This window comes from Salmonella sp. 741265116_PST, from assembly GCF_046567715.1.
Lineage (GTDB): Bacteria > Pseudomonadota > Gammaproteobacteria > Enterobacterales > Enterobacteriaceae > Salmonella > Salmonella enterica.
Map to the genome: position 1 here is coordinate 1 of NZ_JBKFPH010000039.1, position 21,029 is coordinate 21,029.

Annotated in this window: 21 protein-coding genes; 12 read left to right on the forward strand and 9 right to left on the reverse strand. The window is 52.4% G+C overall.

Features of this window, described 5'->3' with window-relative positions:
* Positions 1-337 precede the first annotated feature (337 nt).
* Positions 338-1,078, forward strand: a complete 741-nt coding sequence (locus ACLD11_RS19485) for an arginine ABC transporter substrate-binding protein (RefSeq protein ID WP_000727897.1) — start codon at positions 338-340, stop codon at positions 1,076-1,078.
* 61 nt (positions 1,079-1,139) lie between these two features.
* Here ACLD11_RS19485 and orn read toward each other — a convergent pair whose 3' ends face one another.
* Positions 1,140-1,685: an oligoribonuclease gene (orn, locus tag ACLD11_RS19490; protein ID WP_001271546.1), complete on the reverse strand. Its 546-nt coding sequence runs from the start codon at positions 1,683-1,685 to the stop codon at positions 1,140-1,142.
* Between the two features lie 106 nt (positions 1,686-1,791).
* On the opposite strand from orn, the gene rsgA reads away from it, so the two are divergent.
* From rsgA to mscM, 3 genes are all read left to right on the forward strand, one after another.
* The gene (gene rsgA / locus ACLD11_RS19495) at positions 1,792-2,844 is read left to right on the forward strand and encodes a small ribosomal subunit biogenesis GTPase RsgA (RefSeq protein ID WP_411015274.1); all 1,053 of its coding nucleotides are present in this window, start codon (positions 1,792-1,794) and stop codon (positions 2,842-2,844) included.
* Positions 2,845-2,935: 91 nt separating this feature from the next.
* Positions 2,936-3,904, forward strand: coding sequence for an archaetidylserine decarboxylase (gene asd, locus ACLD11_RS19500; protein ID WP_000934949.1), 969 nt, complete (start codon positions 2,936-2,938; stop codon positions 3,902-3,904).
* A gap of 18 nt (positions 3,905-3,922) precedes the next feature.
* Entirely contained in the window at positions 3,923-7,249 is a 3,327-nt protein-coding gene (gene mscM, locus ACLD11_RS19505) for a miniconductance mechanosensitive channel MscM (protein WP_411015275.1), read from the forward strand.
* Between the two features lie 61 nt (positions 7,250-7,310).
* On the opposite strand, the gene yjeM is transcribed toward mscM, so the two are convergent.
* Both yjeM and epmA read right to left on the reverse strand, forming a co-directional pair.
* Positions 7,311-8,813: a glutamate/gamma-aminobutyrate family transporter YjeM gene (gene yjeM, locus ACLD11_RS19510; RefSeq protein WP_000149876.1), complete on the reverse strand. Its 1,503-nt coding sequence runs from the start codon at positions 8,811-8,813 to the stop codon at positions 7,311-7,313.
* 225 nt (positions 8,814-9,038) lie between these two features.
* Complete coding sequence (gene epmA, locus ACLD11_RS19515; RefSeq protein WP_411011518.1) at positions 9,039-10,016, reverse strand: elongation factor P--(R)-beta-lysine ligase; 978 nt, start codon at positions 10,014-10,016, stop codon at positions 9,039-9,041.
* 322 nt (positions 10,017-10,338) lie between these two features.
* Between epmA and frdA the strand changes: the two genes are divergently transcribed.
* The 5 genes from frdA (at position 10,339) to ACLD11_RS19540 (ending at position 14,276) form a co-directional block, all read left to right on the forward strand.
* A complete protein-coding gene (frdA, locus tag ACLD11_RS19520; protein WP_001192954.1) occupies positions 10,339-12,129 on the forward strand; it encodes a fumarate reductase (quinol) flavoprotein subunit in 1,791 nt (596 codons plus the stop codon).
* Positions 12,122-12,856, forward strand: a complete 735-nt coding sequence (gene frdB / locus ACLD11_RS19525) for a fumarate reductase iron-sulfur protein (protein WP_411015276.1) — start codon at positions 12,122-12,124, stop codon at positions 12,854-12,856. The genes frdA and frdB overlap by 8 nt, the downstream gene beginning before the upstream one ends.
* A 10-nt stretch (positions 12,857-12,866) precedes the next feature.
* Positions 12,867-13,262 carry a fumarate reductase subunit FrdC gene (frdC, locus tag ACLD11_RS19530; protein WP_000208749.1) on the forward strand — a complete coding sequence of 132 codons (396 nt, stop codon included), beginning with the start codon at positions 12,867-12,869 and terminating at the stop codon, positions 13,260-13,262.
* Positions 13,263-13,272: 10 nt separating this feature from the next.
* Complete coding sequence (gene frdD / locus ACLD11_RS19535; protein WP_000609650.1) at positions 13,273-13,632, forward strand: fumarate reductase subunit FrdD; 360 nt, start codon at positions 13,273-13,275, stop codon at positions 13,630-13,632.
* 110 nt (positions 13,633-13,742) lie between these two features.
* A complete protein-coding gene (locus tag ACLD11_RS19540; protein WP_411011517.1) occupies positions 13,743-14,276 on the forward strand; it encodes a lipocalin family protein in 534 nt (177 codons plus the stop codon).
* Positions 14,277-14,292: 16 nt separating this feature from the next.
* On the opposite strand, the gene sugE is transcribed toward ACLD11_RS19540, so the two are convergent.
* Entirely contained in the window at positions 14,293-14,610 is a 318-nt protein-coding gene (gene sugE / locus ACLD11_RS19545) for a quaternary ammonium compound efflux SMR transporter SugE (protein WP_023185647.1), read from the reverse strand.
* Positions 14,611-14,866: 256 nt separating this feature from the next.
* Between sugE and ACLD11_RS19550 the strand changes: the two genes are divergently transcribed.
* The gene (locus tag ACLD11_RS19550; RefSeq protein WP_183059417.1) at positions 14,867-15,454 is read left to right on the forward strand and encodes a response regulator transcription factor; all 588 of its coding nucleotides are present in this window, start codon (positions 14,867-14,869) and stop codon (positions 15,452-15,454) included.
* Positions 15,455-15,484: 30 nt separating this feature from the next.
* On the opposite strand, the gene ecnB is transcribed toward ACLD11_RS19550, so the two are convergent.
* From ecnB to efp, 3 genes are all read right to left on the reverse strand, one after another.
* A complete protein-coding gene (ecnB, locus tag ACLD11_RS19555) occupies positions 15,485-15,631 on the reverse strand; it encodes a lipoprotein toxin entericidin B (protein ID WP_000239598.1) in 147 nt (48 codons plus the stop codon).
* A gap of 107 nt (positions 15,632-15,738) precedes the next feature.
* On the reverse strand, positions 15,739-15,873 hold the full coding sequence (locus tag ACLD11_RS19560; protein WP_000977687.1) for an entericidin A/B family lipoprotein: 135 nt from the start codon (positions 15,871-15,873) through the stop codon (positions 15,739-15,741).
* Positions 15,874-15,932: 59 nt separating this feature from the next.
* Positions 15,933-16,499 (reverse strand): elongation factor P, encoded by a 567-nt coding sequence (efp, locus tag ACLD11_RS19565; RefSeq protein ID WP_000257282.1) that lies wholly within the window; start codon positions 16,497-16,499, stop codon positions 15,933-15,935.
* A gap of 40 nt (positions 16,500-16,539) precedes the next feature.
* Here efp and epmB point away from each other — a divergent pair, with 40 nt between their 5' ends.
* Together epmB and ACLD11_RS19575 are read left to right on the forward strand one after the other, a co-directional pair.
* Positions 16,540-17,568, forward strand: coding sequence for an EF-P beta-lysylation protein EpmB (epmB, locus tag ACLD11_RS19570; RefSeq protein ID WP_000940478.1), 1,029 nt, complete (start codon positions 16,540-16,542; stop codon positions 17,566-17,568).
* Between the two features lie 281 nt (positions 17,569-17,849).
* Complete coding sequence (locus tag ACLD11_RS19575) at positions 17,850-18,707, forward strand: YjeJ family protein (RefSeq protein ID WP_411015277.1); 858 nt, start codon at positions 17,850-17,852, stop codon at positions 18,705-18,707.
* Positions 18,708-18,754: 47 nt separating this feature from the next.
* On the opposite strand, the gene ACLD11_RS19580 is transcribed toward ACLD11_RS19575, so the two are convergent.
* Both ACLD11_RS19580 and groL read right to left on the reverse strand, forming a co-directional pair.
* A complete protein-coding gene (locus ACLD11_RS19580; RefSeq protein WP_000558210.1) occupies positions 18,755-19,108 on the reverse strand; it encodes a DUF4156 domain-containing protein in 354 nt (117 codons plus the stop codon).
* A gap of 243 nt (positions 19,109-19,351) precedes the next feature.
* On the reverse strand, positions 19,352-20,998 hold the full coding sequence (gene groL, locus ACLD11_RS19585) for a chaperonin GroEL (RefSeq protein ID WP_174895157.1): 1,647 nt from the start codon (positions 20,996-20,998) through the stop codon (positions 19,352-19,354).
* Between the last annotated feature and the right edge of the window lie 31 nt (positions 20,999-21,029).

Here is a 21,029-nt window from a genome sequence, read left to right on the forward strand (position 1 = left end):
AGACTCGAACTCGCGACCCCGACCTTGGCAAGGTCGTGCTCTACCAACTGAGCTATTCCCGCAAATTTGTTGCTGTCGTAATTCGCATTTCTGCGTCGTTACGGGAGGCGCATTATACGAGAAATCCATTTAGCTGCAAGCCCCTGAACGCATTTTTTCGCGATTTTTGTTTGAATGCTGATTAAATCACCAAACAAGCCAAAAAACGAGCAAGGCGTGCGCTATGCAACAAAAAACTTTTCACGCCACGCCTAAAGGCACAGAATCAGAATAGCATCCTGCGCCAAAAAAAGAATAGCACGGTGACCACAACATCCAATTGATATCAGGGATCAAGATGAAAAAAAAACTTATTGTCATGCTGTTAGCCAGCCTCTCCGTTCACGCCGCTTCCGTTTCCGCCAGAACATTACATTTTGGCACCTCCGCCACCTATGCGCCCTATGAGTTTGTCGATGCCGATAATAAAATTGTTGGTTTCGATATTGATGTCGCCAACGCGGTCTGCAAAGAGATGCAAGCGGAGTGCTCATTCACTAACCAGAGCTTTGATAGTCTGATCCCCAGCCTACGCTTCAAAAAGTTTGATGCGGTGATCGCCGGTATGGATATGACGCCCAAACGTGAGCAGCAGGTCTCCTTTAGCCAACCCTATTACGAAGGTTTATCGGCGGTAGTCGTCACGCGTAAAGGGGCTTATCACACTTTTGCCGATCTGAAAGGCAAAAAAGTCGGACTGGAAAACGGTACAACGCATCAGCGCTATTTGCAGGATAAACAACAAGCTATCACGCCTGTCGCCTATGACAGCTATCTAAACGCCTTTACCGATCTGAAAAATAACCGTCTTGAGGGCGTGTTTGGCGATGTCGCCGCGATTGGTAAGTGGCTAAAAAACAATCCGGATTACGCCATCATGGATGAACGCGCCAGCGATCCTGACTACTACGGAAAAGGGTTAGGCATTGCGGTACGCAAAGGCAACGACGCGCTATTGCAAGAAATTAATGCCGCGCTCGACAAGGTGAAAGCGTCGCCGGAATATGCGCAAATGCAGGAGAAATGGTTTACGCAGTAATTCAGTGTGGGGAGAGCTGCCGGATGAGACGTTGTGGCGTTGCCATCCGGCATGTTACGCCTCACAGCTTAATGAAATGCTCGCGGTAGTAAGCCAGCTCCGCCACCGACTCGCGAATATCATCCATCGCCTGGTGCGTGCCCTGCTTGGTAAAGCCGGCCAGAATCTCCGGCTTCCAGCGGCGCGCCAGTTCCTTGAGCGTACTGACATCCAGATAGCGATAGTGGAAATAAGCCTCCAGTTCCGGCATATATTTAAACAGAAAACGACGATCCTGACCGATGCTGTTACCGCAAATCGGCGACTTACCCGCAGGCACCCACGTTTTCAGAAATTCAATCGTCGCCAGTTCAGCGTCTCGTTCGCCCATCGTACTTGCCTTAACGCGATCCACCAGGCCGCTACCGGTATGGGTGCGCACGTTCCAGTCATCCATTAACGCCAGTTGCGCATCGGATTGATGTACCGCAATCGTCGGCCCTTCCGCCAGAATGTTCAGGCTGGCATCCGTCACCAGTGTGGCTATCTCAATAATGCGATCGCGCTCGGGGTCCAGACCTGTCATCTCCAGATCGATCCAAATCAGGTTGTTTTCATCGGCACTCATGCTATTTTCCACCCTTCAGAGGTCACATTCACTGTGACTATATTCATCTACAATTGCGTGTATCATAGATGTTTTGCCCACTATGGGCGACCAGGAGCCAGTACGATTGAGCAAAAATAAACTCTCCAAAGGCCAGCAGCGCCGTGTGAACGCCAATCACCAGCGTCGTTTAAAAACGTCCGTGGAGAAAGCCGACTACGATGACAACCTGTGTGGCGAGCCTGCAGAAGGTATCGTCATTAGCCGTTTTGGTATGCATGCCGATGTGGAGTCTGCTGACGGCGAGGTTCACCGCTGCAATATCCGCCGCACTATTCGTTCGCTGGTGACGGGCGATCGCGTCGTCTGGCGTCCGGGCAAAGCCGCCGCAGAGGGCGTCAACGTAAAAGGCATCGTTGAAGCGGTGCATGAGCGCACCTCGGTATTGACGCGCCCGGACTTCTACGACGGCGTGAAGCCTATTGCCGCCAACATTGACCAAATCGTTATTGTTTCCGCAATTTTACCGGAGCTGTCGCTGAATATCATCGATCGCTATCTGGTCGGCTGTGAAACCCTACAGGTTGAGCCGCTTATCGTACTCAATAAAATTGATCTGCTGGACGACGAAGGTATGGACTTCGTTAATGAGCAGATGGATATCTACCGCAATATCGGCTATCGCGTACTGATGGTCTCCAGCCATACGCAGGATGGTCTGAAACCGCTGGAAGAGGCGTTAACCGGTCGCATCAGTATTTTTGCCGGGCAGTCCGGCGTCGGAAAATCCAGTCTGCTAAACGCTCTGCTCGGCTTACAGAACGAGATTCTGACGAACGATGTGTCGAATGTCTCCGGTCTGGGTCAACATACCACTACCGCTGCTCGTCTGTATCATTTCCCGCATGGCGGCGATGTCATTGATTCCCCCGGCGTGCGCGAGTTCGGCTTATGGCATCTGGAGCCGGAACAAATCACCCAGGGCTTTGTCGAATTTCATGACTATTTGGGACATTGCAAATACCGGGACTGCAAGCATGACGCCGATCCAGGCTGCGCCATTCGCGAAGCGGTAGAGAACGGCGCTATTGCGGAAACCCGTTTCGAAAATTATCACCGAATTCTTGAAAGTATGGCGCAGGTAAAAACGCGTAAAAACTTTTCTGATACGGACGACTGACAGATACGCCAGGCGTCGTTAGAATCGTCCCCTTTTTTCAGGATACCGGTATAACTGCCGGTTCAGGAACAACAATGGCCTGGAGGCTACCTTGTTAAACTCATTTAAACTTTCGCTACAATACATTCTGCCGAAACTATGGCTCACTCGCCTGGCGGGCTGGGGCGCAAGCAAACGAGCAGGATGGCTGACAAAACTGGTTATCGATCTCTTCGTAAAGTATTACAAAGTCGATATGACCGAGGCGCAAAAACCGGATACCGCCAGCTATCGTACGTTCAATGATTTCTTTGTTCGTCCGCTGCGTGATGACGTGCGTCCGCTCAATACCGATCCTAACATCCTGGTTATGCCTGCCGACGGCGTGATAAGCCAGTTGGGTCGTATCGAAGAAGATAAAATTTTGCAGGCCAAAGGCCATAATTACAGCCTTGAGGCGTTGCTGGCGGGTAACTACCTGATGGCGGATAAGTTCCGCAACGGCACGTTTGTGACCACTTACCTCTCCCCTCGCGACTACCATCGCGTGCACATGCCATGCAACGGCATCCTGCGTGAAATGATCTACGTACCGGGCGATCTGTTCTCCGTTAACCATCTGACCGCGCAAAACGTCCCCAACCTGTTTGCCCGCAACGAGCGCGTTATCTGTCTGTTTGATACCGAGTTCGGTCCTATGGCGCAGATTCTGGTCGGCGCAACTATTGTCGGCAGTATCGAAACCGTCTGGGCGGGGACCATTACCCCGCCGCGCGAAGGCATCATCAAGCGCTGGACCTGGCCAGAAGGCGAACATGAAGGGTCTGTCGCCTTGTTGAAAGGCCAGGAGATGGGACGCTTTAAACTGGGTTCCACGGTCATCAACTTATTTGCGCCGGGGAAAGTGAATCTGATCGCGTCGCTGGCAAGCCTGTCCGTTACCAAAATTGGCCAACCGCTGGCGACGTCGACCGAAACATTCGTCGCGCCGGAGGTAGAACCTGCTCCGCTGCCGGCAGAAGAAATTAAAGCCGAACACGACGCCAGCCCGCTGGTTGACAATAAAAAAGACGACACCTAATCAAGAGAGAATGCTGACGTGCGCCTGATTATCGCTTTTCTGATGGCCTGGTGCCTCAGCACGGGGGCGTTCGCCGCAACGGCCCCCGACGCCAAACAAATCACGCAGGAACTGGAGCAGGCAAAAGCGGCGAAACCCGCTCAGCCGGAAGCCGTTGAGGCGCTCCAGACTGCGTTAAACGCGCTTGAAGAGCGAAAAGGCTCGCTTGAGCGCGCGAAACAATATCAACACGTTATTGATAACTTCCCTAAGCTATCCGCCACCTTGCGCGCCCAGTTGAATAATCTGCGCGATGAGCCTCGCAGCGTACCGCCAGAGATGTCCACCGAAGCGTTAAATCAGGAGATCTTGCAGGTTAGCAGCCAGCTACTGGATAAAACCCGCGAGGCGCAACAGGAGCAGGAGCGCGTCAGGGAGATCGCCGACTCGCTCAGCCAGCTTCCCCAACAGCAAAACGACGCCCGCCGCCAGCTTAATGAGATTGAGCGACGGCTCGGCACCGCAGGCGGAAGTGCCGCGCTTAGCCAGGCGCAAAATCTCAGTATGCAGGCGGAGTCCGCCAAACTAAAAGCGTTAGTCGACGAACTGGAGTTGGCGCAACTGTCCGCCAACAACCGGCAGGAACTGGCTCGTCTGCGTTCCGAGCTGGCGGAAAAACAGAGTCAGCAATTGGATGCGTATCTTCAGGCGCTGCGCAATCAGCTCAATAGCCTGCGCCAACGTGAAGCGGAACGCGCGCTGGAAAGCACTGAGCTGCTGGCGGAAAACAGCGCCGGTTTGCCGGAAGGCATTGTCGAACAATTTAAAGTCAACCGCGAGCTGTCACAGGCGCTCAATCAACAAGCGCAGCGGATGGATCTGGTCGCCTCGCAGCAGCGACAGGCCACCAGCCAAACGTTACAGGTGCGTCAGGCGCTCAATACGCTGCGGGAGCAGTCGCAATGGCTTGGCGTGTCCAACATGCTTGGCGAAGCGCTGCGCGCACAGGTCGCCCGTCTGCCAGAAATGCCTAAGCCGCAGCAGCTTGATACGGAAATGGCGCAGCTACGCGTTCACCGTATGCGCTATGAAGAGTTACTCAATAAGCAGCCGCAGCTACGGCAAATACGTCAGGCCAATGGACAGCCGCTGACCGCCGAGCAAAACCAGATTCTTGACGCCCAGCTTCGCACTCAGCGCGAGCTGCTCAACTCGTTGTTACAGGGCGGCGATACGCTGATCCTGGAGCTGACCAAACTGAAAGTCTCCAACAGCCAACTGGAGGATGCGCTTAAAGAGGTTAATGAAGCGACCCACCGTTATCTGTTCTGGACCGCTGACGTTAGCCCGCTATCGCTCTCCTGGCCTGTTGATTTGGTTCAGGATTTACGCCGGCTTATCTCATTAGATACGTTTAATCAGTTAGGTAAAGCCAGCATCATGATGCTGACCAGCAAAGAGACGCTACTGCCGTTATTCGGCGCGCTGGCGCTGGTCGGGTTTAGCCTCTATTCACGCCAACACTTCAACCGGTTCCTTGAGCGTTCGGCCTCGCGCGTCGGGAAAGTCACCCAGGATCACTTCTCGCTGACGCTGCGCACGGTGTTCTGGTCGATTCTGGTCGCCTCGCCGCTGCCCGTCTTGTGGGCAACGCTCGGTTATGGTCTACAGGAAGCCTGGCCGTATCCGCTGGCCGTCGCCATCGGCGATGGCGTGACCGCGACAGTACCGCTGTTGTGGGTAGTCATGATTTGCGCCGCGTTTGCCCGCCCTAATGGCCTGTTTGTGGCGCATTTCGGCTGGCCGCGAAACCGGGTAGCGAAAGCGATGCGCTACTACCTGATGAGCATTGGGCTGATCGTGCCGCTCATTATGGCAGTGATCATGTTTGATAATCTTAACGATCGGGAGTTTTCCGGCTCGTTGGGCCGCCTTTGCTTCATCCTGATATGCGGCGCGCTGGCGCTGGTCACGCTGAGTCTGAAAAAAGCGGGCATCCCGCTCTATCTTGATAAAGAAGGCAACGGCGACAACATGGTCAACAGCCTGCTGTGGAATATGTTGATGGGCGCGCCGCTTATCGCGATTCTGGCAGCGGCAGTGGGTTATCTGGCCACGGCGCAGGCGCTACTGGCGAGACTGGAAACCTCGGTCGCCATCTGGTTCCTGTTGCTGGTCATTTATCACGTCATTCGCCGCTGGATGCTGATCCAACGACGCCGACTGGCTTTTGACCGCGCCAAACATCGTCGGGCGGAAATGCTGGCGCAGCGCGCGCGCGGCGAAGAAGAACCGGCGCATTCCTCCAGCCTGGAAGGCGCGGTCGACATCGATGAAAGTGAAATCGATCTTGACGCTATTAGCGCTCAGTCGCTGCGTCTGGTCCGCTCAATTCTGATGCTTATCGCCCTACTATCGGTAATTGTACTGTGGTCGGAAATTCACTCGGCATTCGGCTTCCTGGAGAATATTTCGCTGTGGGATGTCACCTCTACGGTGCAAGGCGTGGAAAGCCTGGAGCCGATTACCCTCGGGGCGGTGCTCATTGCGATTCTGGTCTTTATCATAACCACGCAGTTGGTGCGTAATCTGCCTGCGCTGCTGGAACTGGCGTTATTACAGCATCTCGATTTAACGCCTGGTACCGGTTACGCCATCACGACCATCACCAAATATTTGTTAATGCTGATTGGCGGGCTGGTCGGTTTCTCGATGATCGGCATTGAGTGGTCGAAGCTACAATGGCTGGTGGCCGCGCTCGGCGTTGGGCTTGGTTTTGGCCTGCAAGAAATTTTCGCTAACTTTATCTCCGGCCTGATTATTTTGTTTGAAAAGCCGATTCGTATCGGCGATACGGTGACCATTCGCGATCTCACCGGCAGCGTGACCAAAATCAATACCCGCGCCACCACCATCAGCGACTGGGATCGTAAAGAGATTATCGTGCCGAATAAAGCCTTTATCACCGAACAGTTTATCAACTGGTCGCTGTCTGACTCCGTTACGCGCGTGGTGTTAACCATCCCGGCGCCAGCGGATGCCAATAGCGAAGAGGTGACGCAAATTCTGCTGACGGCGGCGCAGCGCTGTTCTTTGGTGCTGGACAACCCGCCGCCTGAAATCTTTCTGGTGGATCTCCAGCAGGGTATTCAAATTTTCGAACTGCGTATCTATGCCGCGGAAATGGGACACCGTATGCCATTACGCCATGAGATCCACCAATTGATTCTGGCGGGCTTCCGCGAGCACGGTATTGATATGCCGTTCCCGCCGTTCCAGATGCGTCTGGAGAGTCTCGGCGGTAAACAAACGGGGAGAACGTTAACGTCAGCGGGTAAAACCAGCCGCCCGGCGGGCAGTTTGTAGCGCATGATCCAGGCAAGAAATGCCGGATGCGACCCGTCGGGTCTTATCCGGCATACGGCCTTTACTCCGCCGCCCACTCCGGATCGGCGCTCATGCGGCTGCTGTAATTCTGATAAATCGCCATCGCCAGCAGCGAGAAAAAGATCGGGCCGCCGATCATCCACAAGGCGCTGTCCCAGTCCCCAGCTTCAATCACCGGCTGGATGATGGTAAAGACGTTGGCAAACGTCACCACCAGCACCACAACACCCGTCGCGACCAGGGTAGAGGCTTTGGTTTTAAAGAGAACAAATGGCCGCTCCAGATCCTGACGCGCTTTAAAGAAGGGAAATGCCAGCGCAAGGAACAGGTATGGCAAGGTCATTGAGACGTTCGCCATCAGCGTGAGTTTGTTATAAAACGCCGATGCGGTGTCACCGCCAAAAGAGACCAGCAAAATAAACAGACTCACCAGCACGCACTGTAGCCACATAGCGGTCGCCGGCATACCGTTAGCGTTTAGTGTCGTCATCGGCGCGGGCCACAACGCTTTTGGCGTCCCCTGAATAATGGCTTTCAGCGGTGAATAGCTCAACGTAAAAAACGCGCCGGTATAAGCCAGAAACATAGAAAGGCCAGTGATACGCGCAAACCAGACGCCCACCGTCATCGCAGCCTCCGGAGAAAGGTTTAACGCGTTACCTAATGTCGTGCCTAAACTCGACATCAGAATGTAGGTGATATTCCCTAAGTTAACGGCGCTATTACTTAATATCTGTTGCCAGTTAGTGCTGACGCCCCATAAAAAGATCGCCAAAGAATAACCAATTGAAATCACAATAGCCGCGAAAACAATACCTTTCGCAAAATTCTTTTCCGGTTTCTCGGTTTTATCCACCAGTCCGCCGACAGCCTCAATACCGCCGTAAGCAAAAATAGCAAATACCACAAATGACAACATTGCCAGGCCGGAGTGATAACCCGGATTCGGTGACGAGGTAAAATTAATTTCTTGTGCAAAATGTCCACCATTTAATAACAAAATAGCGACACTCACTAACAACAAAACTAAATTAAGACACATTACGGCAATACCTCCGACCGCCGTAATTCGCGCAATTTTATTGATCCCTCTGGCGGCGACACACGTCACCAGAATCATCCAGCCAACGGCGAGCAGCCCGACAACCTGCGTAGGCTCAAGCCCCGCAATACGCCAGTGCTGCGTCATATCGGCGCCAAAAACAAAAGTAGAAAACGGTACCCAAATTTTTGCCGCCGTACTTACCATCCATATGACATACGATGAAAACCACATAAACGTGCCGATAAACGCGTAACGTGGCCCCACGCTATTATTCATCCACGAATAGATCCCGCCCTCTTCTTTGCGATAAGCGGAACCCATTTCAGCCATCATTAAGGCGAATGGAATAAAAAACAGCAAGGCAGAAAATATATACCACGGGATTGCGCTATACCCCATTAAATAAAACGCCGACGGGCTATTCGCAAAACCAAAAACAGAAGTAAAAATCATCAGGATAAGCCCAATAAGGCTCATCTTTTTTATCGTGTGGGTCATTCAACCATCCCTTACGCTCGAGCGCGTTTGCCAGACGCCGCTCACCGATTGACGCCGCCTTCTTTTTTACAAAGGTCAGCGATAAAAAAATCAACACAGGATTGATACCTAAATGGCATCAAAGTTCCAGCCTTATGTTGTGGCAAATAGAGGATAATTGAAAAAATATGCTACAAAATGGCGCTTATTGCGCCATTTTATCTCGCTAAAGAGTGAATTTCAGATTTACGCCCGATCGACCGTAAAAGCAATCACGTCCGCCAGGCTTTCTGCTCCCAGCGCCAGCATCACCAGACGATCAACACCCAGCGCCACGCCGGAACAATCCGGTAGACCGGCGGCCAGCGCATCCAGTAGATTTTGGTCAATCGGCTGCTGCGGCAGACCGCGAGCGGCGCGCTTACGATTGTCCTGTTCAAAGCGCTGTTGTTGCTCACGTGCGTCCGTCAGTTCGTGGAAACCATTCGCCAGCTCAATACCTTTGTAGTACACCTCAAAGCGCTCGGCGACGCGATGATCCTCGGTACTGATTTGTGCCAGCGATGCCTGACTTGCCGGAAAGTGATAAATAAAGGTCGGCTTTTCTTTACCTATATGCGGCTCAACCCCCATCGTGAACAGCAGTTGCAGCAACGTATCACGGTCTTCTTCCGTATCAGCGATATTGCTTAAATCAAGCTTTGCCGCCGCCTCACGCAGCTGCGTTTTATCTGCTGATAACGGGTCAATCTCCAGATGGCGCAGAAACGCCTGTTGATAGGAGAGACTTTCCGCAGGTTGACAATCCAGCACTTGCTGAAGCAAATCATCCACTTCATTCATCAGGCGGTACATATCGTAATGCGGGCGATACCACTCCAGCATAGTGAATTCCGGATTATGATGTCGTCCCATCTCTTCATTACGGAAACTGCGGCATAGCTGGAAAACTGGGCCGCACCCTGCCGCCAGCAGGCGTTTCATATGGTATTCCGGACTGGTCATTAAATAGAGGTTCATCCCCTGGGAATGGCCAGGTCCGACGAAACGCGTTTCGAACGGGAACAGATGAATGTCTGTGACCGTCGCCTGACTCATGCAGGGCGTCTCAACCTCAAGCACTCCACGATCGGCAAAGAAACGACGGATTTCCGCCATAATCGCCGCACGTTTTAATAAATTGGGGATGGACGCGCTCGGCTGCCAGGTTGCCGTTTCGCTCATGATTCTTTCTCCAGTTTAAGACAAGGTCACGAAGTCTACTCGCAACGCGCGGGCGAAACAAATTTTGCGCAGGCGTATCGGGCGCCTTCTGGAGGGTAAAAAAAGTGATTTCAGATGGTTTAGTAATTAAATTAATCAAAATCAATGATAATTCATCCCTCTGATACGCTAAAAAAATCGAACACGTCAAATTTCCCTCACATCCCTGAGTCTATACTGTTGTACCCATAAAGGAGCAGTGGAAACGCATTCATACTTCGCAGAACCCAGAGGCTTTATCTGGCTGCGCGAGGGTGAAATTACAATAATCTGGAGGAATGTCGTGCAAACCTTTCAAGCCGATCTTGCCATTATAGGCGCCGGTGGCGCGGGATTACGTGCTGCAATTGCTGCCGCACAGGCGAATCCCAATGCTAAAATCGCACTGATCTCAAAAGTGTACCCGATGCGCAGCCACACCGTCGCTGCCGAAGGGGGTTCAGCCGCTGTCGCCCAGGATCATGACAGCTTTGACTACCATTTTCACGATACGGTAGCAGGCGGAGACTGGCTGTGTGAGCAGGATGTCGTGGATTACTTTGTCCACCATTGTCCCACTGAGATGACGCAGCTGGAGCAATGGGGCTGCCCGTGGAGCCGCCGTCCGGACGGTAGCGTTAACGTGCGTCGCTTCGGTGGTATGAAAATCGAGCGTACCTGGTTCGCCGCGGATAAAACCGGCTTCCATATGCTGCATACTCTGTTCCAGACTTCCCTGCAGTTCCCACAAATCCAGCGCTTTGACGAACATTTTGTGCTGGATATTCTGGTTGATGACAACCATGCGCGCGGCCTGGTGGCAATGAACATGATGGAAGGCACGCTGGTGCAAATCCGCGCCAACGCCGTGGTAATGGCGACAGGCGGCGCAGGCCGCGTATACCGCTATAACACCAACGGCGGCATCGTCACCGGCGACGGGATGGGCATGGCGCTGAGCCACGGCGTTCCGCTGCGTGATATGGAATTCGTTCAGTATCACCCGACCGGCCTGCCAGGTTCCGGTATCCTGATGACCGAAGGTTGCCGCGGCGAAGGCGGTATTCTGGTCAATAAAAATGGCTACCGTTACCTGCAAGACTACGGCATGGGCCCCGAAACGCCGCTGGGCGAGCCGAAAAACAAATATATGGAACTGGGGCCGCGCGACAAAGTATCCCAGGCTTTCTGGCACGAATGGCGTAAAGGCAACACCATCTCCACGCCGCGCGGCGATGTGGTTCACCTCGACCTGCGTCATCTCGGCGAGAAGAAACTGCATGAACGTCTGCCGTTCATTTGCGAACTGGCGAAAGCCTATGTCGGCGTCGATCCGGTTAAAGAACCGATTCCAGTACGTCCGACCGCGCACTACACCATGGGCGGCATTGAAACCGACCAGAACTGTGAAAGCCGTGTCAAAGGGCTGTTTGCCGTTGGCGAATGCTCCTCTGTTGGCCTGCATGGCGCGAACCGCCTCGGTTCCAACTCACTGGCGGAACTGGTGGTGTTTGGTCGTCTGGCTGGCGAACAAGCAATGGAACGCGCTGCGACGGCTGGCGCCGCAAATAGCGCCGCGCTCGACGCCCAGGTTGCCGATATTGAACAGCGTCTGAAAAATCTGGTGAACCAGGAAGGCAACGAAAACTGGTCGAAGATCCGCGATGAGATGGGTCTGTCTATGGAAGAAGGTTGCGGTATTTACCGTACCCCGGAACTGATGCAGAAAACCGTTGATAAACTGGCCGAGCTTCAGGAACGTTTCAAGCGCGTACGTATCTCCGATACCTCCAGCGTGTTCAACACCGACCTGCTGTATACCATCGAACTGGGTCATGGTCTGAACGTGGCGGAATGTATGGCGCACTCTGCGCTGGCGCGTAAAGAGTCCCGCGGCGCACATCAGCGTCTGGATGAAGGCTGTACCGAGCGCGACGATGTGAACTTCCTCAAGCACACCCTCGCCTTCCGCGATGCTGATGGCACGACCCGTCTGGAATACAGCGACGTGAAAATCACCACCCTGCCGCCAGCCAAACGTGTTTACGGCGGTGAAGCGGAAGCAGCCGATAAGAAGGAGAAGGCGAATGGCTGAGATGAAAAACCTGAAAGTTGAGGTGGTGCGCTATAACCCGGAAACCGATACCGCGCCGCACAGTGCTTTCTATGAAGTTCCTTATGATGAAACCACGTCACTGCTGGATGCGCTGGGCTACATCAAGGATAACCTGGCACCGGACCTGAGCTACCGCTGGTCCTGCCGTATGGCGATCTGCGGCTCCTGCGGCATGATGGTCAACAACGTCCCTAAACTGGCGTGTAAAACCTTCCTGCGCAATTACACCAACGGTATGAAGGTGGAAGCGCTGGCGAACTTCCCGATTGAGCGCGATCTGGTTGTCGATATGACGCACTTTATCGAAAGCCTGGAAGCGATCAAACCGTACATTATTGGCAACTCTCGCACGCCAGATCAGGGGCCGAATGTCCAGACCCCGGCGCAAATGGCGAAGTATCACCAGTTCTCCGGTTGCATCAACTGTGGTCTGTGCTACGCCGCGTGCCCGCAGTTCGGTCTGAATCCTGAGTTTATCGGACCGGCTGCAATTACGCTGGCGCATCGCTATAACGAAGATAGCCGCGATCACGGTAAGAAGGAGCGTATGGCGCAGTTGAATAGTCCGAACGGCGTATGGACCTGTACTTTCGTGGGCTACTGCTCCGAAGTCTGTCCAAAACATGTCGATCCGGCTGCGGCCATTCAGCAGGGTAAAGTGGAAAGCTCAAAAGACTTTCTTATCGCCACCCTGAAACCACGCTAAGGAGTGCAACATGACGACTAAACGCAAACCCTATGTGCGGCCGATGACGTCCACCTGGTGGAAAAAACTGCCGTTTTATCGCTTTTATATGCTGCGCGAAGGCACAGCGGTGCCGGCAGTCTGGTTCAGTATTGAACTGATTTTCGGTCTGTTTGCGCTCAAACACGGCGCGGAATCCTGGATGGGATTCGTCGGCTTTTTACAAAACCCGGTGGTAGTGATCTTAAACCTGATCACCCTGGCGGCCGCGCTGCTGCACACCAAAACCTGGTTTGAACTGGCGCCGAAGGCGGCCAATATCATTGTAAAAGACGAAAAAATGGGGCCAGAGCCAATCATCAAAGGGCTTTGGGTGGTCACTGCGGTAGTCACCGTAGTCATTCTGTATGTTGCCCTGTTCTGGTAAGGAGTCCCGGATGATTAATCCAAACCCAAAACGTTCTGATGAACCCGTATTCTGGGGACTGTTTGGCGCAGGCGGTATGTGGGGCGCGATCATCGCGCCGGTGATCGTGCTACTGGTTGGCATCATGCTGCCGCTGGGGCTATTTCCGGGCGATGCCCTGAGTTTTGAGCGCGTACTGACGTTCGCCCAAAGCTTTATTGGTCGCGTTTTTCTGTTCCTGATGATCGTGCTGCCGCTATGGTGTGGCCTACACCGTATGCACCACGCGATGCATGACCTGAAAATCCACGTGCCCGCGGGCAAATGGGTCTTTTACGGTCTGGCGGCAATCCTGACCGTTGTGACGGCGATTGGCGTTATCACTCTCTAAGTTGCCACGATGCCCTCTTATCTACCCGATAAGAGGGCGTTTTTTCTTTTCCTGCCTCTCATTTTCCCGCCAGGTTCTACACTTAGAAAAAACACTGGAAGGAAAATCTTATGCGCATTCTGCCCGTCGTTGCTGCAGTTACGGCTGCATTTCTGGTCGTCGCCTGTAGTTCGCCTACCCCGCCTAAAGGCGTCACCGTGGTAGATAACTTTGATGCCAAACGTTACCTCGGCACCTGGTATGAGATCGCACGCCTCGATCATCGATTTGAACGTGGGCTGGAACAAGTCACGGCCACCTATAGCCTGCGTGACGATGGCGGGATTAATGTCATCAATAAAGGCTATAACCCGGATCGGGGAATGTGGCAAAAAACAGAAGGCAAAGCGTATTTTACCGGTAGTCCAAACCGCGCCGCGCTCAAGGTCTCTTTTTTCGGCCCATTCTACGGCGGCTATAACGTGATTGCGCTTGACCGGGAATACCGTCATGCGCTGGTGTGCGGCCCGGATCGCGACTATCTGTGGATACTCTCTCGCACGCCAACGCTTTCTGAGGAAATAAAACAACAAATGTTGGCCGTCGCGACCCGGGAGGGGTTTGACGTCAATAAATTAATCTGGGTAAAACAATCAGGTTCGTAGCAATGTCAGCGACGAATTAATGCGCACTGAGTTTTAGCCCAATGATACCCGCGACGATCAAGCCAAGACTGAGCAAACGCGCCGGTGAGGCAGACTCGCCCAGCAGAAGGATACCGGTGATTGCCGCCCCGACGGCACCGATGCCGGTCCAGATGGCGTACGCCGTTCCAACAGGCAGCGTTTTCATTGCCCAGGAAAGTAACGCCATACTGATAATCATGGCCGTAATGGTGATAATACTGGGGGTCAGACGAGAAAAACCGTGGGTATACTTCAGGCCGACAGCCCATACCACTTCAAGTAAACCAGCGATTAATAGAATGATCCAGGACATAGCAGGCTCCAGATAATTAATGGGGCCGTCCCCGGTGAGAATAGCGTTTACAGGTCGTCCTGTAACGTATACGGATGAAAAGCCATTCTTGCCTGAGAGAAAATGAATTTCAACCTTTTTATTTTTTTCCGCCTAAAGGCGGGAATTGGCCCTTTTAAGCCGCGTAGTTTTCGCATTTAGCGCCCACAGGAGTTCTCTATGATGGAACGCTTTCTGCGAAAGAAAGTGCTTTATCTACTTCCGGGTGCAAAAAACTATGTTGAAAATTTTAGTGATAGACCGATGCCATTTTACCCGTACGGGCATGGAGGCCTGGCTTAATCACACTGATGTGCTCAGTTCTTCACTGCTGGTATCCGGGATGAATAACCTTATACTGGCGAAAGAACATATTCTGCAATGGAAGCCCCATCTGGTTATCGCTGATTTATATGGTTTTCTCAACGATACCTTATCCGAGCAGCCTATCAATGCATTTTTTGCCGCCTGCAGGATGACGCCGTTGGTATTATTACAGTCAGGGAATATGCCGTACAGATCGCAATATGCCAGTCATGCGGTGTTATCTAAACACACGCCTTTACATGAGCTTGCACAACGAATTAAAGGAGCACTATATACTCATCCACTGCAGGAAGCGCCGGAAAGCGCCACGCCATTGCTCTCTCCGCAGGAGGAAAAGGTGCTCGCGATGTGGACGGAAGGCACCAGCAATAAAGAGATTGCGTATGCGCTTGGCATTCACGGGAAAACGGTTTACACCTATAAGCGTAATATCCGCATGAAACTTCATATGGATAACCGATATTCTCCCTTTCTTATGCTTCCGGAGAAAATCGATTAACGGTACGACGCCATGCCGTACCGTTGATGATTACTGCTGAGCTCTGGTTGCAGCGCCAGAGATCGCACTACCACCGTCCGAGATGTCCTCGCCCACGCCGCGCGTGGTATTACAAGCAGTTAATACAGTGGAAAGTACCAAAACAGAAAAGATCGCTGCAATTGTCTTTTTAACCATAATGTCTTCCTTTTCTAGCCAATGTTGTTTGTGTATAGCAACTTAATAATAGACAACATCCCAGAAAATGACGGGCGATCGACTAATTTTAGGAAGACGAGAAGCGATTAGCTGGCTGCGCGGGAGATGGCGTGGCCAAGATGCTGAATATCTTCGCCGAAGCCGCGGGCGGTATTACATGCCGTTAATAATGTGCTGGTAAGAAGAACCAGCGCGACAAGGCCGATAAAGCGTTTCATCATTGAGGCGCGAAAACAGGATGGCGCAGCATACGCTGCACCATTTTTCCCGATAACGTAAATTATTTTACGCGGGATACGTATTCGCCGGAACGGGTATCGACTTTGATCACTTCGCCAATCTGCACGAACAGCGGAACTTTAACCACTGCGCCAGTAGACAGCGTGGCTGGTTTGCCGCCAGTACCTGCGGTATCGCCCTTCAGACCTGGGTCGGTATCAACAATTTCCAGTTCAACAAAGTTCGGCGGAGTAACAGAGATAGGCTGACCGTTCCACAGGGTTACGATGCATTCTGCCTGATCCAACAGCCATTTTGCGTTGTCGCCGATAGCCTTGGCATCTGCAGACAGCTGCTCGAAGGTTTCGTTGTTCATGAAATGCCAGAACTCACCGTCGTTGTACAGGTAAGTCAGGTTCATATCGACTACATCCGCGCCTTCAGCGGAATCGGTCGATTTGAAGGTTTTCTCAACGCGCGTGCCGGTCAGCAGACGGCGCAGCTTAACGCGGGCAAACGCCTGGCCTTTACCCGGTTTCACGAATTCACTGGATTCAACCGCATAAGGTTCGCCATCCAACATGATTTTAAGACCGGAACGAAAATCGTTGCTATAGTAAGTCGCCATAAGGCCCTCTGAAATTGTTAACTGGTAGCTAAGCCACAAAATGGCGCATATTGTAACCCTAAATACCCCATTGCGAGAAGATTGGTTAGCGCAACTTGCCGATGTTGTGACCAATCCCGACGAACTGCTGCATCTTTTACAGATTGAAGCTGATGAAAACCTCCGGGCAGGACAGGACGCCAGGCGCTTGTTTGCCCTCCGCGTGCCGCGCGCTTTTATTGCGCGCATGGAGAAGGGCAACCCTGACGATCCTCTTTTACGTCAAGTACTGACGTCCCGGGATGAATTTATTGTCGCCCCCGGTTTCTCCACCGACCCGCTGGAAGAGCAACACAGCGTGGTGCCAGGATTATTGCATAAATACCAAAACCGGGCGCTATTGCTGGTAAAAGGCGGATGTGCGGTAAATTGCCGCTACTGTTTCCGTCGTCACTTCCCGTATGCGGAGAATCAAGGCAATAAGCGCAACTGGAAAGTCGCGCTGGAGTATATCGCCGCACACCCGGAACTGGATGAGATCATCTTTTCCGGCGGCGATCCGCTGATGGCGAAAGATCATGAGCTGGACTGGCTGCTCACGCAACTGGAAGCCATAAAGCACGTCAAGCGGCTACGCATCCACAGTCGGTTGCCTATCGTCATCCCGGCACGCATTACTGACGAACTGGTCGCCCGCTTTGACCAGTCACGTCTGCAAATTTTGTTGGTGAACCATATCAACCACGCCAATGAAGTGGACGAGGCGTTCTGCCTGGCGATGAAGAAACTGCGCCACGTGGGCGTAACGCTTCTCAACCAGAGCGTTCTGCTGCGTGGCGTGAATGATAACGCGCGAACACTGGCGAATCTGAGCAACGCGCTATTTGACGCCGGCGTGATGCCCTATTACCTGCATGTGCTGGATAAAGTACAGGGCGCCGCGCATTTTATGGTCACCGATGACGAAGCCCGGCAAATCATGCGCGAACTGCTCACGCTGGTATCCGGCTATATGGTGCCAAGACTGGCGCGTGAAATCGGCGGCGAACCGAGCAAAACACCTCTGGATTTACAGCTGCGGCAGCGCTAATCCTCGCGGGCGCGTCAGGGACGACGAAAAATATTACCGCGCAATATCACGAGGAGATTCCCCCGCGATTCTCCTCACCCTCTGGCGAGGATAAACTAACCTTCGTTAAATACACCTTTCCGCTACTCTCTTTTCAATAAAGTCCGTTTTAGGACTCGCTTAGCGTGTACTGCATTTTCGAATTATACTGGTTCTCCTTTTTATAGGACGGCATAAACAATTTATATATCAAATACATTGCAGTAAAACATTTAATTATTTTATATTTGTGGAGAATTGACATGGCCTTAACGATTAAGGGACTAAATACCGGCGTTATTCGTCACAATGATAAGTTTATCGCGCTGGCGCTTAAGGTGAAGTCACTGAGAAATAAAGAAACACTGCTTTTCTTTCCTGTGCTCGCGCTGCGAGATTTGTTGATCGGCCTTGAACACCGGCTTTATTTACAACACTCGCTGCCGGAACAAGAGCAGGAAAAACGCCAGAAAGCCAAAAGCAGTCATGTGCTTAAAATGCATGAGAATATTCCGGCAATACTCCGTGAAGAGCTGGAAAACGCCGATGTTAATCAGCGTGTTGAATCTTTAGTACTGAGCGATAATACAGAAAAAGTATTAACCTTTACGTTAAAGCTGCACAATGGTAGCCATCTTGATTTACAGGTCGGTGAGTGGCAGGTTGAAGTTCTGGTGATGGCTATTATTCACGCCATTAATAATGCCGAAATGCGTGAGCTCGCATTGCGTATTTCTTCAATGCTGGACTTTTTACCATTATACGATGCTGACTGCCTGGAAAACGGCAATATCGAATTTGATACCTATAACCAGCCTGACTGGAAACATAATCTGTATAACCATTATTTAGCGCTCGTTTATCGTTATACGGATGAAGCAGGACAATCGCATGATTGCGGCACCATCATTAAGACCCGCAGTCAGTCAGGCTCTAAAGAAGCTGAAGCGATATCACGCCGTTTGCTGAATTTCAGCCCGCGTCTTAAAAAGCTGGAAGGAAAACCGTGTAAGGTTTTTGTCAGAACGCTTGGAACCGGTAAAGCAGCGCGTCTGACGCAAGATCAATGTATGCACGCGTTGCATAATCTACGCATGACATCATCGCAGGAAAAACGCTAGCCATATCGCCCTCTGAATCTTTCAGAGGGCGTTACGATTCAGACATATCAATTCGGACATTTATAAACCTGGCCGTTCATCTCGCTGGCCGTCGGGACAAAACTGGACAACATGCCCTGCGACGGACTACTTACGCCATACAGCACGTTTCCACCCATCGCGGCCGCCTGATTACGCAGATCGTTCGCTGCGCCACGCATTGAGCCACCCTCTTCGCCGTGCTGGCCTGAAAACCAGTTACTCTGTTTACCGGTTGCCGTACCAATAAGCTGGCATTCCGCGCCTGGCTTATCTTCGACAAAGCGTACATTTTGGCCGGCAGCGGTGAGTTCGTTGCTGGAGCTACAACCCGCCATCAGCAGCGCGGCGCCAACGATCCCTGCTAAATATTTCACGTGCATGTTATTCCCCATAATCAATGAGCTGGACGTTTTGTCCGTATCTGAATCTTATACTAAAAAGATGACCAAAAGAAAAACCCCCGGTCATTTCTGCCCGGGGGTTTCTCAATTCTGGGAGATAAGCACCCAAATCATTCTGGTTGCAGGAAGGCGGCCAGTTTGTTAATCCCCAGTCACTTACTCAAGTAAGTGACTGGGATTAGCCAACGCATCTGCAGCCTGAAGGATGCAGGGTGTGGGCAATTACATCATGCCGCCCATACCACCCATACCACCCATGCCGCCAGCAGCGCCTAAATCAGGAGCATCGCTTTTCGGCAGGTCGGTCACCATGCACTCGGTGGTGATCATCAGACCAGCCACAGAAGCCGCGTACTGCAGAGCAGAACGAGTAACTTTGGTTGGGTCCAGGATACCCATGTCGATCATGTTGCCGTATTCTTCAGTTGCAGCGTTGTAACCGTAGTTACCGTCACCAGCTTTCACGGTGTTAGCCACTACAGACGGCTCTTCGCCGCAGTTCAGCACGATCTGACGCAGCGGAGCTTCCATTGCACGCAGCGCAACTTTGATACCCACGTTCTGGTCTTCGTTCTGGCCTTTCAGGTCAGCAATTTTAGAAGCAACACGGATCAGCGCAACGCCACCACCAGCAACCACGCCTTCTTCTACCGCAGCACGGGTCGCGTGCAGGGCATCTTCAACGCGGGCTTTCTTCTCTTTCATTTCAACTTCGGTCGCAGCACCAACTTTGATTACCGCAACGCCGCCTGCCAATTTCGCTACGCGCTCCTGCAGTTTTTCACGATCGTAGTCGGAGGTCGCTTCTTCAATCTGCTGACGGATCTGAGCAACACGGCCCTGGATGGCAGCTTCTTCACCCACGCCATCGATGATGGTGGTGGTGTCTTTGTTGATCACAACACGTTTCGCCTGACCCAGGTCTTCCAGGGTTGCTTTTTCCAGCTCCATACCGATCTCTTCAGAGATTACGGTACCGCCGGTCAGGGTAGCGATATCCTGCAGCATCGCTTTACGACGATCGCCGAAGCCAGGTGCCTTAACAGCAGCCACTTTCACGATGCCACGCATGGTGTTAACAACCAGGGTAGCCAGCGCTTCGCCTTCAACATCTTCAGCGATGATCAGCAGCGGTTTGCCTGCTTTTGCAACGGCTTCCAGAACCGGCAGCATTTCGCGGATGTTGGAGATTTTCTTATCAGCCAGCAGGATGAACGGGCTTTCCAGCTCTACTGCGCCAGTTTCCGGCTTGTTGATGAAGTAAGGAGACAGGTAGCCGCGGTCAAACTGCATACCTTCAACCACGTCCAGTTCGTCCTGCAGACCGGTACCGTCTTCAACGGTGATGACGCCTTCTTTACCGACTTTATCCATCGCTTCCGCGATCAGTTTACCTACGGTTTCGTCGGAGTTAGCGGAGATAGTACCTACCTGAGCAATCGCTTTAGAGTCGGAGCACGGTACGGACAGCGCCTTCAGCTCTTCAACCGCAGCAGCAACCGCTTTGTCGATACCACGTTTCAGGTCCATCGGGTTCATGCCCGCAGCAACGGCTTTCAGGCCTTCGGTAATGATGGACTGCGCCAGTACGGTCGCGGTGGTGGTGCCGTCGCCTGCAGCGTCGTTCGCTTTAGAGGCAACTTCTTTCACCATCTGCGCGCCCATGTTTTCAAACTTGTCTTCCAGTTCGATTTCACGCGCTACGGAAACACCATCTTTAGTGATAGTCGGCGCACCGAAAGATTTATCCAGAACCACGTTACGGCCTTTCGGACCGAGGGTTACTTTCACTGCATCTGCCAGTACGTTTACGCCGCGCAGCATTTTCACACGAGCGTCGTTACCGAATTTTACGTCTTTAGCTGCCATTTTCTCTTTCCCTTAAATTCGTATGTTCAGT